This window comes from Gryllotalpicola protaetiae (assembly GCF_003627055.1).
Classification (GTDB): Bacteria; Actinomycetota; Actinomycetes; order Actinomycetales; family Microbacteriaceae; genus Gryllotalpicola; species Gryllotalpicola protaetiae.
The window spans coordinates 2,349,523-2,361,929 of sequence record NZ_CP032624.1 but is presented as its reverse complement, the minus strand read 5'-3'; the positions used below and the strand labels follow the sequence as shown (position 1 = coordinate 2,361,929).

Below are 12,407 nucleotides of genomic sequence, written 5' to 3'. Positions count from 1 at the left end.
GCACGCGGCGACTACGGCCGCCCGTCGAGGCGCCAGTAGGCCGCGTTCCAGCGGGCCGTGTTCTCGACGTCGCGCGCCCGCGTGTGCTCGTCGATGACGAACAGCTCGATGCCGACCATCCGCGCGAGGTCTTCGAAGGCCTCGAGGCCGACGGCGGTCGACATGACCGTGTGGTGCGCGGCGCCGGCCGTGAGCCAGGCCGTCGCCGAGGTCTCGAAATCGGGGCGCGGATGCCACACCGCACGCCCCACCGGCAGGTGAGGCAGCGGCGCGCGGGGCTCGACGACGTCGACCACGTTGGCGGTCAGCCGGAAGCGGTCGCGCAGATCGGCGAGCGCGACGACGACGGCCGGGCCCGGGTCCGCGGTGAAGACGAGCCGCACGGGGTCGTCCTTCCCTCCGATGCCGAGCGGGTGGATCTCGAGCGACGGCTTCGCCGAGGTCAGCGACGGCGACACCTCGAGCATGTGCGCGCCGAGAATCGCCTCGCGCCCGTCGACGAGGTCGTAGGTGTAGTCCTCCATCAGGCTCGCGCCGCCGGGCAGCCCCGCCCCCATCGCGGCGGCCGCGTGCACGAGGACGGCGGTCTTCCAGTCGCCCTCAGCGCCGAATCCGTAGCCCTCTGCCATCAGCCGCTGCACGGCGAGGCCCGGCAGCTGCTTCAGGGCGCCGAGATCCTCGAAGGTGTCGGTGAAGGCGCCGAAGCCGCCGTCTTCGAGGAAGGAGCGCAGCCCGATCTCGATCGCGGCCGCGTCGCGCAGCGCCACGTGCCGCGCGCCCCCGGGAAGCAACTCGTCGACCACGTCGTAGGAAGAGACGTATTCGTCGACGAGGGCGTCGATCTCGGCATCCGTCGCCGCCTCGACCCGCGCGACCAGCTCGTTCACGCCCCACGTGTTGATCTCGACGCCGAGCTTCGCCTGCGCCTCGGTCTTGTCGCCCTCGGTGACCGCGACCTGGCGCATGTTGTCGCCGAAGCGCGCGACCTTGAGGTTCGCGAGCGCGTGCCTGCCGACGGCGGCGCGCACCCAGGTGCCGACGCGCTCCTGCACCCGCGGGTTCGTGACGTGGCCCACGACCGTCTTGCGACGGACGCCGAGCCGGGTGAGCGCGTAGCCGAACTCCCGGTCGCCGTGCGCCGCCTGGTTCAGGTTCATGAAGTCGAAGTCGATCTCGCCGTACGGCAGCTCGACGTTCGCCTGGGTGTGCAGATGCAGCAGCGGCTTCGCGAGCTCCTGCAGGCCGGCGATCCACATCTTCGCTGGGCTGAAGGTGTGCATCCACGTGACCACGCCGATCACTCGGGTCTCGGCGTTCGCGTCGAGCACGGCCCGGCGAATGGCGGCCGAGTCGGTGAGCACCGGCTTCCACACCATCTTGACGGGCACCGCGGATGCCGCATCCAGCGTCGCCACCAGGCCCTGCGACTGCTCGGCGACCTGCCTCAGCGTCTCTTCGCCGTAGAGCCCCTGGCTTCCGGTGAAGAACCAGACCTCGAGTTCCTCATAAGGGGTGAATGGCGTGGTCACAGTGCTCCTTGTGGCTTCTGTCCATAGACGTTCTGGTAACGGTCGAAGAGGGCGTCGATCTTCTCCTGCGGGATCGGGATCGGCTCACCGAGCTGCCTCGAGAAGTGCACGGTGCGGGCGACGTCCTCGGTCATGACCGCCGCCTTGACCGCGTCGCGGGCGTCCTTGCCGATCGTGAAGACCCCGTGGTTCTGCATGAGCACGGCGCGTGAGCGGTGGCCGTCGAGGGTCTCGACGATGCCTCGGCCGATCGAGTCGTCGCCGATGATGGCGAACGGCCCGACGGGGATCTCGCCGCCGAACTCGTCAGCCATCGCGGTGAGCACGCAGGGGATCGCCTCGCCACGCGCGGCCCACGCCGCCGCGTAGTCCGAGTGCGTGTGCACCACGCCGCCCACGTGCGACATATTCCGATAGACGTATGCGTGCGCCGCCGTGTCGCTCGAGGGTGCGCGCTCGCTTCCGAGCGTGCCGGGGACGACGTTGCCGTCGAGGTCGCAGAGGATCATGTTGTCGGCCGCGAGCTCGTCATATTCGACGCCGCTCGGCTTGATGACGAACAGGTCCTCGCCGGGCACGCGCCCCGAGATGTTCCCGCCCGTCCACACGACGAGCCCGTAGCGCACGAGCTCCGCGTGCAGTGCAGCCACCTGCTCGCGGGTCGTCTGAATCGCAGCATCCGCCGTCATTCTCTGTTCTCCTTCTCAACGGGGCGGGCGGATGCCTGCACCGCAGCCCGCTCGATCGCGAGCCCTGCCCGGAAGCTCTCGAGGAACGCCCGGAACCCTGACTGCTCGGCGGGATCCGGTGCCGCCTCGCTGAAGGAATCGCCCGTGAACACGCGCCGGTCGAGGAATTCGCCGAGGCTGAGCTCGTCCGCCTCGTCGAGGTATGCGGCGAGCAGCGCGATGCCCCAGGCGCCGCCCTCACCCGCCGATCGCTCGACGGCGACCGGCACCCCGAGCGCCGCGGCGAGCGCGCGCTGGGCGATGTCGGCGGTGCGGAAGACGCCGCCGTGCGCGAGCATCCGGTCGACGCGAACGCCCTCGCCGGCGAGCACCTCCATGCCGAGGCTCAGCGTCGCGAACACCGAGTAGAGCTGGGAGCGCATGAAGTTCGCGAGCGTGAAGTGACTTTCGGGAGTGCGCACGACGAGCGGCCGGCCCGCGTCGAGCCCGGCGATCGGCTCGCCCGAGAGGAAGTTGTAGGCGAGCAGCCCGCCGCCGTCGGCCTCGCCCTGTGCCGCCGCCCCGAGCAGCGCGCCGAACACGGCGTCGCTGTCTGCGGGCGCGCCAACGCGTTCCGCGAACTGACCGAAGACGCCGGCCCACGCGGCGAGCTCGCTCGCGCCGTTGTTGCAGTGCACCATTGCGACCGGCGCACCGGCCGGCGTGGTCACCACATCGAGTTCGGGGTGCACCGCGGCGAGGTCGTGCTCGAGCACGATCATGGCGAACACGCTCGTGCCGACGCTCACGTTCCCGGTGCGCACGCTGACCGAGTTGGTCGCGACCATTCCGGTGCCCGCGTCGCCCTCAGGCGGGCACAAGCGGATGCCGGGCTGCAGCACCCCCGACGGGTCGAGCAGCGCGGCGCCCTCATCGGTGAGGACCCCCGCGTCAGACCCGGCCGGCAGTACCTCGGGAAGCAGCGCGGCGAGGTCGAGATCAGGCATCCGTCTGCTGATCAGCTCGCCGGCGATTGCGAGCCTGCCCTCATCGAAGCCGCCGGTCACGGCATCGATCGGGAACATGCCGGACGCGTCGCCCGACCCCGCGACGAACCGACCCGTGAGGCGCCAGTGGACATATGCCGCGAGCGTCATGAGCTTGTCGAGGCGCGCGACGTGCGGCTCTTCGTCGAGCACCGCCTGGTAGAGATGCGCGATCGACCAGCGCAGCGGCACATTGAAATCGAGCGCCTCCGTGAGCTCGGCCGCCGCCGGCCCGGTCGAGGTGTTGCGCCAGGTGCGGAAGGGGACCAGCAGCTCGCCGCCATCGTCGACCGCGAGATAGCCGTGCATCATCGCCGAGATCCCGATCGCCGCGAGCTTCGTCGGCCGCAAACCGTACTGCCGCTGCACGGAGTCGGCCAGGTCGGCATACGCGCACTGCAACCCGGCCCAGACCGCGTCGAGCGAGTAGGTCCACCGTCCGTCGACGAACTCGTTCTCCCACTCGTGCGCGCCCACGGCGAGCACCTGGAAGTCGGGGCCGATCAGGCAGGCCTTGATGCGCGTCGAGCCGAACTCGATCCCGAGGGTCGCGCGACCCTCGGCGATCACCCGGGCAGCGCTCTGCCCTTCGTCAGTCGTCATCGACCGCGATCTCCTCGCTGCTGGGGATACATGTTACCGGTAACACGGTAGTGACACGGCGCTGGGCGCGCAAGCACCGAGGCCCTCGCGGAAGAGATTCCGGCCGACACGCCGGCGTGAGTATGCGACGCGCCGCCACAGCGGCGGGATCCCTTCCGTCGGCGCTAACCCCGCGTTACCCGCGCGGAGCCCGCGCCGCCGACTCCCGCACGATCAGCTTCGGCGCCGACACCGGCCCGGGTGCCGCGCCGCGGCCGAGCTGCGCGAGCAGGGTGGCGATGGCCCGCCGCCCGAGCTCGCCGAAGTCCTGTCGCAGCGTCGTGAGGGCGGGCGCATAGTGCGCCGCCTCGGGCATGTCGTCGAACCCGATCACGCTGAGCTCGGCCGGCACTGCGATGCCTGCGACGCGAGCTGCGTGAAGCATCCCGAGCGCCATCTGGTCGTTCGCGCAGAACACCGCCGTGAATCCGCCGACGGCAAGCAGCTCGCGGCCGGCGGCGAAGCCGGAGGCGGCTGTCCAATCGCCCTCGACCTGTGCGGCGAGTGTCACGCCGGCCTCGGCGAGTTCGGCGGCGAATCCGCGCGCCCGCGCCTCGGCCTCGACCCAGCCCGCCGGCCCGGCGAGCTGCGCCATCGTCCTGTGCCCCAGCTCGAGAAGATGGCGGGCGGCGACGCGGCCACCCTCGACCTGCTCGGCCGAGCTCGATCCCGCGCCTTCGGCGGCGTGCATCACGACGAGGGGGACTCCGGCGGCGGCATCCGTCACCTCGCCGCTCGCCGTCGCACCTGGACCCACCAGGATCAGGCCCGCGGCGCCCTGGTCGAGAAGATGCTCGACCGCTGCGGCCCCGCTGCCGGTGCTGCCCTCATCGATGGCCGCGATCATCACCGAAAAGCCCTCTGCACGCGCCGCGTCCTCGATCGCGGCGATCGTCGAAGCCGGCCCGTAGTAGCGGCCACCGGTCGCCTCGACGACCCCGATGACCCGCGACGCGCCGTGCGCCAGCGCCCGCGCGGTGCGGCTCGGTCGAAACCTGAGCTCGGCGATGACGGCCTCGACGCGTTCGCGGGTCGCGGCACTGACATTCGGATGCGCGTTGAGCACACGCGACACGGTCATGTGCGAGACGCCCGCCGCGCGGGCGACATCGCGGATGCTGGGGACGGAGCCCTCGCCCCGCACGCTCGCACCACCAGCCCGGTTCACACGAGTCATTATCGCGAGCGCCCGAAGCTCATGCCGCGCGCCCGCTTGACACCGCGACCGACGTCTTCCTAGCCTGAGAGCAATCGCGAAAGTCCCGAACTGAATCGCGAAACTTTTCTCAAACACGTGACAGTGAGGTCATGGCCATGGTCGGCAGCACCCAGCCCCCGCAGTTCGTCCGCACCGACGGCACCCGCTTCCTCGACGGCTGGGGCCGGCCGATCCGCTTCACGGGCGTCTGCGTCGGCGGCTGGCTCAACATGGAGAACTTCATCACGGGCTACCCCGCCAACGAGACCCTGATGCGCGAGAAGGTCGCGGGCGTCATCGGCAACGACCGCGCCACCCGTTTCTTCGACCGCCTGCTCACCGCGTTCTACGGCGAGGCGGATGCCGCATTCCTCGGCGAGCTCGGCATGACGCTGATCCGGATTCCGGTCAACTACCACCACTTCGAAAACGACGACCGCCCGTTCGAGATCAAGCCGGACGCGTTCGATCACCTCGATCGTGCGGTTGAGGCATCCGGCCGCCATGGCGTGTACTCGCTCATCGATCTGCATGCGCTGCCCGGCGGGCAGAACCACCACTGGCACTCCGACAACGACACGCACCAGGCGCAGCTATGGCGCCACCCGCACTTCCAGGACCGGGTGGAGAACATCTGGAAGGCGATCGCCGAGCACTACAAGGGCAACACCTGGGTGGCCGGCTACAACCTCATGAACGAACCGGCCGACGAGACCCGCCGCGTTGTCGGCCCGCTCTATCGCCGCCTGTTCGACGCGGTGCGCGCGATCGATCCCGACCACGCGATCTTCCTCGACGGCAACACGTACTCGACCGAGTTCGACATGTTCGACGCCGCGAACCCGTGGCCGAACACGGTGTACTCGCTGCACGACTACGTCGCCTCGGGTCTCGGCCGCGGCGGCGACTACCCGGGCGAGACCGACGGCGTGTACATCGATCGCGACTACGCGCGCCGCAAGTTCCTGCAGCGCTCCGAGTACGCGCGGGCGTCTGGGACGCCGATCATGGTCGGCGAGTTCGCGCCGATCTACACGGGCGATGAGCGAACGGATGCCATGCGCCGCGAGATCCTCGCCGACCAGCTCGAGCTGTACCGGGAGTTCGACGTCAGCTGGACCAGCTGGATGTACAAGGACCTCGGCCGCCAGGGCCTCGTCTCGGTCAGCCCCGACTCGCCGTACCGGCGCCGCTTCGACGCCTTCGTCGCGAAGAAGAACCGCCTCGCCGCCGACCAGTGGGGCAGCGACCGGCTCGGCGGCACGGGGGTGCGCGAGGTGAGCGAGGCGGTGCAGGCGCTCGCGGCGCGCGAGTTCCCGAACTGGCGACCGTACCCGTGGGGCCGTTTCGACACGGTCGCCACGCTGCTCAACAACCTGCTGTTCGCGCAGCCGCTCGCCGACGAATACGCCGAGCTCTTCCGCGGCCTGACGGATGACGAGCTCGACGCCCTCGCCGACTCGTTCGCCTTCGAGCAGTGCCTCGTGCGGGAGTCGCTGCGCGAGCAGCTCGTCGCCGGCGGCGACGTCCTGGTGCGCGGGTGAACGGGCGCTTCTGCGGGAGAGCTTGCGCCCGCGCAACCGTCGTTTCTCCCGCGCACACGACGGAGGCGTCATGACCACCGTACGCGCCGCCGTGCTGCGCGCGCCCGGCACACCACCGACCGTTGAGGACGTCGAGCTCGCCGATCCGCGCGATGGCGAGATCCTCGTGCGCATCGAGGCGGCCGGCGTGTGCCACAGCGACTACCACTACATGACCGGAGGCCTCACGGCGCCGCTGCCCCTCGTGCTCGGACACGAGGGCGCGGGCATCGTCGAGGCCGTCGGCCCCAGGGCATCCGGTCGCATCAAGGTGGGCGACCGCGTCGCCCTTCTCTGGCGCCCGCGCTGCGGTGTGTGCGAGGCGTGTGTGTCGGGCAACCCGGTGCTGTGCGAGCTCGGTCGCGTGCAGGCCGCGACCGGCGGGTTGCCCGACGGCACGTCCCGGCTCTCGTTCGCGGATGGATCCGAGCTGCACCATCTCATGGGCGTCTCGTGCTTCGCCGAGCGCGTCGTCGTCAACGAGAACGCCGCGGTCGTCGTGCCCGACGGGGTGCCGCCCGAGATCGCCGCGATCTCGGCGTGCGCCGTCATCACGGGCGTCGGCGCGGTGTGGAACGTGGTCGAGAAGGCTGCCGGCCGCCCGCTGCTCGTGATCGGCGCCGGCGGTGTCGGGCTGTCGGCGATCATGGGCGCGGCGCTCACCGGCGCGCACCCCGTGGTCGCGGTCGACATCGACGACGAGAAGCTCGAGCTGGCGCGCGAGTTCGGCGCGACGGTCACGATCAATTCACGGCAGGCGGATGCCGCGGCCGAAGTGCTCGCAGCGACGGGCGGCCGCGGTGTGCCGTGGGCGATCGAGGCGATCGGCCGGCCGGCCACACTGCGCCAGGCGCTCGACGCGACCGCCGCGGGCGGAACCGTCGTCGCCGTCGGGCTCGGCGCGGCCGACACCGAGTTCCCCGTGCCGCTCAACCAGCTCGTGCAGCGGCAGAAGCGCGTCGTGGGGTCGCTCTACGGCTCCAGCAACCCACTCATCGACCTGCCGCGCATCTTCGCGCTGTACCTCGCGGGGCGCCTGCCCCTCGACCGGCTGCTGGGCGAGCGGATGCCGCTTTCCGAGGTCGCCACCGCCTACGAGCACCTCGTGGCCGGCGCGGTCGGCCGCGGCATCCTCGTGCCGTGATCGCGTCGGTCTCGGCGCCTCGAAAAGCGCCGCGATGTCGTCCGGCCGCGACATTGACGGCATTACGGCACTTCTCGGTGACGACGGGGCTGTGAAGATGGATTCAACCGAAGGAAAGGGCGCGACGATGCGCAGTCAGGACTGGTACGGCGGCACGGGGCGCGACCCGTTCATCCACCGGGCATGGATGCGGCGCGGGGTGCCCGACCACGCCTTCGACGGTCGCCCGCAGATCGCGATCGCAAACACGGCGAGCGACCTCACCCCGTGCAACGCGCACCTGAACGAGGTCGCCGAGTTCGTCAAGCAGGGCGTGTGGGAGGCGGGCGGCGTGCCCGTGAACCTGCCGGTCACCTCGCTCGGCGAGACCCTCGTCAAGCCGACCGCGATGCTCTGGCGCAACATGGCGGCGATGACCATCGAGGAGATGCTGCGCGCCAACCCGATCGACGCCGCCGTGCTGCTCGGCGGGTGCGACAAGACCATTCCCGCGCTGCTGATGGGCGCGGCATCCGTCGACATCCCGGCCGTCGTCGTGCCGGGCGGGCCGATGCTGAACGGATACTTCCGCGGAGAGCGCTCCGGCTGCGGCACGGGTGTGTGGGCGCTTTCGGAAGAGGTGCGCGCGGGCACCCTGGCCGAGGAGGAGTTCGAGCGCTTCGACAAGCAGATGGTGCGCTCGAAGGGCCACTGCAACACGATGGGCACGGCCTCGACGATGGGCATCATGGCCGAGGCGCTGGGCATGACGATCCCGGGCGTCGCCGGCACGCCGGCCCCCGACTCGCGGCTGCTCGAGGCGGCGCACGCCTCTGGTCGACTCGCCGTCGAGCTCGCCCTCGAAGATCGGCGCATCTCGCAGGTCATCACGAAGGAGTCCTTCCACAACGCGATCGTCACCCTCGCCGCGATCGGCGGCTCGACGAACGCCGTCGTGCACCTGCTCGCGATCGCCGGGCGCCTCGGCATCGAGCTGACGCTCGACGACTTCGACCGCATCGGCGGGAAGGTGCCGCTGCTCGTCAACCTGCAGCCCTCCGGCTCGTACCTGATGGAGGACCTGTTCCGCGCCGGCGGCCTGCTCGCCGTGCTGGACCAGGTCGAGGACCTGCTCGACCCGGCAGCGCTCACCGTGCTCGGCACGCCGCTCACCTCGTTCCTCGGCGACCACCCCGTGTGGGACCGCGACGTCATCTCGCTGCGCGAGGACCCCCTGCAGGACGAGGCCGGCATTGCCGTGCTGCGCGGCAACCTCGCCCCGCGCGGCGCCGTCATCAAGCCGTCTGCGGCCACGCCCGAGCTGCTCACCCACACCGGCCGCGCCGTCGTCTTCGACTCGATCGAGGACTTCCATGCCCGCATCGACGACCCCGAGCTCGACGTCGACGCCGACTCGGTCATCGTGCTGCGCGGCTGTGGGCCGAAGGGCTACCCCGGCATGCCCGAGGTCGCGAACACCCCGCTGCCGCCGAAGCTGCTCAAGCAGGGCGTGCGCGACATGGTCCGCATCTCCGACGGGCGCATGTCGGGAACGGCATACGGCACCGTCGTGCTGCACGTCTCACCCGAGGCGGCCGCGCCGAGCAGCCTGCTCGCGCTCGTGCAGGACGGCGACCTGATCTCGCTCGACGTGCCGAACCGGAAGCTCGAGCTGCTGGTCGCTGAGGACGAGCTCGAGGCGCGCAAGCCCGCGTTCCGCGAGGTCGCGAGCTTCGCCAAGGCCGACCGCGGCTGGCAGAAGCTGTACATCGAGCACGTTCAGGGCGCCGACACCGGCGCCGACCTCGACTTCCTCGTGGGGTCGAGCGGATCCACCGTGACAAGGGAGTCCCACTGATGACGACGGATGCTTCGCAGAGCCGCCCCGAGCTGGCACTCGCGCGCGTCGAGCTCGACGGCGACGTGCTCTGGGCGGTGCGCCGCGGCGACGAATACGCCCCGCTCGGCATCACGCTCGCCGAGCTGCTGCGACTGCCCGCCGCCGAGGCTCGTGCCGCGGTCGAAGCGGCGGCCGGCCCCGGCATCCGGCCATCGCGAATCCTCGCGCCGGTGGACCCGCAGCACGAGGTGTGGGCAGCCGGGGTGACCTATCTGCGCAGCCGCGACGGGCGCATCGAGGAGGCGACCGACGGCACGCCGTACGATCGCGTCTACGGCGCCGAGCGCCCCGAGCTGTTCTTCAAGTCGACGGGCGTGCGGGTCGTCGGCGACGGCGAGCCGGTCGGCAAGCGCGCGGATTCCACGTGGGACGTGCCCGAGTCCGAGCTCGGCATCGTGGTCGACTCGGCCGGCGAGATCTTCGGCTACGTTCCGGGGAACGACTCGTCGAGCCGATCGATCGAGGGCGAGAACCTGCTCTACCTGCCGCAGGCGAAGGTGTTCACGGCCGGCTGCGCGCTCGGCCCCGAGATCGTGCCGGCGTGGGCGGCGACGCCGCCGTTCGGCATCCGCCTGCTCATCGAGCGCGACGGCGTCGCGGTGTTCGACGAGCGCACCTCGACCGACCAGCTCGCGCGCAGCCTCGACGACCTCGCCGGCTGGCTGTTCCGGGGCCTCGACTTCCCCGACGGCGTCATCGTGCTGACCGGCACCGGCGTCGTGCCGCCGGCCGAGTTCACCCTGCACGACGGCGACGAGGTCACGATCGAGATCGAGGGCGTCGGTACGCTGCGCAACCCCGTAGTCACTGTCGGGCGGGCCTGAGCCCGTCGGAATCGGGCACTCCCGCACTCGGGCATGCCGGCACCCCGGTAGGAACCGGGCGCAAGACGCGCGATTGATCCTACGCATACCGCCGAGACGCAAGATCTCTCACACGAAATGCGCCCGGTTCCTACTCCGGCGGTGGGCGCACGGCGCACGGCGCACGGCCCCGGACGCCGGCACGCCTACCCGCCGAACACCGGCAGCGCGACCCCGCGCACGCCCGGCTGCACCGCGAACACCGACCCGGCCCGCGGCTCGGCGTCGTCGGGCAGGTGCTGGCGCGACGTCGTGATGTAGAGCGTGTCGAGGGATGCCCCGCCGAACGCCGCCGCGCTGGTGTGCGACGCCCCAGGCACCGAGACCTCCTCCGTGACCGCCCCGGATTCCGGGTCGAGGCGGCGGATCACTCCCCCGCCCCAGAACGCGACCCAGAGCCCGCCCTCGGCGTCGATCGTCATGCCGTCGGGCGCGCCGTCGAACCCCGAGACATCGGCGAACGGCCGTCGCTCCGAGAGCTCCCCGTCGGCCACCGAGTAGTCGAAGACGTCCACACGATGCGTGGGCGTGTCGACGTAGTACGCACGCGACCCGTCCAGGCTCCACTGCAGCCCGTTCGAGATCGTCACGCCATCGAGCACGACCGACGCGGACCCGTCGGGAGTCACCCGGTACAGCGACGCGGCCCCCGGCGTCTCGTCGTACGCCATCGACCCGCAGAAGAACCGGCCGGCAGCGTCGCATCCGCCCTCGTTGAGCCGGATCGCGGGGTCGTCCAGCACCTGGGCGAGCTCGCACACGCGCCGGAACCCGGAGTCGAACAGCGAGAACCCGTGCTCGGTCGCGACGATGAACCCCCCGTCGGCCCGGGGCCGCACCACGGCCGCTACCGGCGAGCCGACCGAGTGCCGCGCAGGCGACTCGAGCGACGACAGGTCGACGACGGCGCCGGCGAGCATGTCGACGACAAGCATCCGCTCGCCCACCGGGTCCCAGCAGGGGCCCTCCCCGTGCCATGTGACCGGTGCCGTGAGCTGCTCAGCCCTCACATCCAGCCCCCGTCCACCACCCAGCTCTGCGCCGTGCAGAGCCGCGAGTCGTCGGCGGCGAGCCAGAGCATCAGGCGCGCCACGTCGGCGGGGTAGAGCAGCTCTGGCAGGCACTGCGCCGCCATGATCTTGGCCCGCTCGGCGTCGCCGACCCAGTGGGACAGCTGTCGCGGCGTCATCACCCAGCCCGGGATGATGCAGTTCACGCGGATCCCATCGCCCCCGAACTCGCGCGCCAGCGTGCGCGTGAGCCCCTCGATGCCCGCCTTCGCCGTGATGTACACGGGCAGCTCGACGAGGTCGATGTGCGCGCTGATCGACCCGAGGTTGATGATCGAGCCGCCGCCCGCGGCACGCATCCCGGCCCGCACCGCCTGGGCTGCGAAGAAGTGGTGTCGCACGTTGACGGCGACGCCCTCGTCCCACCCGGCGACGTCGATGTCGTCGACAGGGCGGCGCGTGTCATTGGCCGCGTTGTTGACGAGGGCCCTGATGGGGCCCAGGCGGGCGGATGCCTCGCCGAGCGCCGCCTGCAGCGCGGCCACGTCCGTGACGTCCACGGGAAGGAAGAGGGCGCCGGTCTCAGCGGCGAGCTGCGCCCCGGCATCCGCGTCGACATCGCAGAACGCGACGCGCGCGCCCTGCTCGGCCAGTTGCGCGACGAACTCGCGCCCCAGCCCTGTCGCTCCGCCGCTCACGAAGGCCGTGCGGCCTGCGAGCGAGGGGTAGTGGGCGAAAACGGATGCCTGACCCGTCATGTTTTCGGTCATCGTCATTGCTAACCTCGTGTGCACAAAGTTTCTCACGCCTGGAGAAACCTATCGTCGAGAGTAACGCTATGAGCA

10 protein-coding genes are annotated in these 12,407 nt (G+C 70.8%); 4 read left to right on the top strand and 6 right to left on the bottom strand.

What is annotated here, in order from left to right; all coding sequences use genetic code 11:
- Positions 1 to 11: 11 nt before the first annotated feature.
- The 4 genes from araA to D7I44_RS11560 form a co-directional block, all read right to left on the bottom strand.
- Positions 12 to 1,529 carry an L-arabinose isomerase gene (araA, locus tag D7I44_RS11575; RefSeq protein ID WP_120789635.1) on the bottom strand — a complete coding sequence of 506 codons (1,518 nt, stop codon included), beginning with the start codon at positions 1,527 to 1,529 and terminating at the stop codon, positions 12 to 14.
- Positions 1,526 to 2,218 carry an L-ribulose-5-phosphate 4-epimerase gene (locus D7I44_RS11570; protein ID WP_120789634.1) on the bottom strand — a complete coding sequence of 231 codons (693 nt, stop codon included), beginning with the start codon at positions 2,216 to 2,218 and terminating at the stop codon, positions 1,526 to 1,528. Before D7I44_RS11570 ends, araA begins: the two co-directional genes overlap by 4 nt.
- On the bottom strand, positions 2,215 to 3,846 hold the full coding sequence (locus D7I44_RS11565; RefSeq protein WP_120789633.1) for a xylulokinase: 1,632 nt from the start codon (positions 3,844 to 3,846) through the stop codon (positions 2,215 to 2,217). Before D7I44_RS11565 ends, D7I44_RS11570 begins: the two co-directional genes overlap by 4 nt.
- A gap of 175 nt (positions 3,847 to 4,021) precedes the next feature.
- Positions 4,022 to 5,053, bottom strand: coding sequence for a LacI family DNA-binding transcriptional regulator (locus tag D7I44_RS11560; protein ID WP_245979557.1), 1,032 nt, complete (start codon positions 5,051 to 5,053; stop codon positions 4,022 to 4,024).
- Positions 5,054 to 5,193: 140 nt separating this feature from the next.
- Between D7I44_RS11560 and D7I44_RS11555 the strand changes: the two genes are divergently transcribed.
- The 4 genes from D7I44_RS11555 (at position 5,194) to D7I44_RS11540 (ending at position 10,513) form a co-directional block, all read left to right on the top strand.
- Positions 5,194 to 6,627, top strand: a complete 1,434-nt coding sequence (locus tag D7I44_RS11555) for a glycoside hydrolase family 5 protein (protein ID WP_220093767.1) — start codon at positions 5,194 to 5,196, stop codon at positions 6,625 to 6,627.
- A gap of 70 nt (positions 6,628 to 6,697) precedes the next feature.
- On the top strand, positions 6,698 to 7,810 hold the full coding sequence (locus D7I44_RS11550) for a zinc-binding dehydrogenase (protein ID WP_120789630.1): 1,113 nt from the start codon (positions 6,698 to 6,700) through the stop codon (positions 7,808 to 7,810).
- Between the two features lie 97 nt (positions 7,811 to 7,907).
- Positions 7,908 to 9,647 (top strand): IlvD/Edd family dehydratase, encoded by a 1,740-nt coding sequence (locus tag D7I44_RS11545; RefSeq protein ID WP_120790924.1) that lies wholly within the window; start codon positions 7,908 to 7,910, stop codon positions 9,645 to 9,647.
- Positions 9,647 to 10,513, top strand: coding sequence for a fumarylacetoacetate hydrolase family protein (locus D7I44_RS11540; protein WP_120789629.1), 867 nt, complete (start codon positions 9,647 to 9,649; stop codon positions 10,511 to 10,513). Before D7I44_RS11545 ends, D7I44_RS11540 begins: the two co-directional genes overlap by 1 nt.
- A 185-nt stretch (positions 10,514 to 10,698) precedes the next feature.
- On the opposite strand, the gene D7I44_RS11535 is transcribed toward D7I44_RS11540, so the two are convergent.
- Positions 10,699 to 11,562, bottom strand: coding sequence for an SMP-30/gluconolactonase/LRE family protein (locus D7I44_RS11535; RefSeq protein WP_120789628.1), 864 nt, complete (start codon positions 11,560 to 11,562; stop codon positions 10,699 to 10,701).
- Positions 11,559 to 12,338 carry an SDR family NAD(P)-dependent oxidoreductase gene (locus D7I44_RS11530; protein ID WP_120789627.1) on the bottom strand — a complete coding sequence of 260 codons (780 nt, stop codon included), beginning with the start codon at positions 12,336 to 12,338 and terminating at the stop codon, positions 11,559 to 11,561. The genes D7I44_RS11535 and D7I44_RS11530 overlap by 4 nt, the downstream gene beginning before the upstream one ends.
- Positions 12,339 to 12,407 lie beyond the last annotated feature (69 nt).

Bases quoted from the DNA above. Each gene is read 5' to 3' on its own strand.
- D7I44_RS11570 (WP_120789634.1), bottom strand. From the start codon at position 2,218: ATGACGGCGGATGCTGCGATTCAGACGACCCGCGAGCAGGTGGCTGCA.
- D7I44_RS11565 (WP_120789633.1), bottom strand. From the start codon at position 3,846: ATGACGACTGACGAAGGGCAGAGCGCTGCCCGGGTGATCGCCGAGGGT.
- D7I44_RS11555 (WP_220093767.1), top strand. From the start codon at position 5,194: ATGGCCATGGTCGGCAGCACCCAGCCCCCGCAGTTCGTCCGCACCGAC.
- D7I44_RS11550 (WP_120789630.1), top strand. From the start codon at position 6,698: ATGACCACCGTACGCGCCGCCGTGCTGCGCGCGCCCGGCACACCACCG.
- D7I44_RS11545 (WP_120790924.1), top strand. From the start codon at position 7,908: ATGGATTCAACCGAAGGAAAGGGCGCGACGATGCGCAGTCAGGACTGG.
- D7I44_RS11540 (WP_120789629.1), top strand. From the start codon at position 9,647: ATGACGACGGATGCTTCGCAGAGCCGCCCCGAGCTGGCACTCGCGCGC.
- D7I44_RS11530 (WP_120789627.1), bottom strand. From the start codon at position 12,338: ATGACGATGACCGAAAACATGACGGGTCAGGCATCCGTTTTCGCCCAC.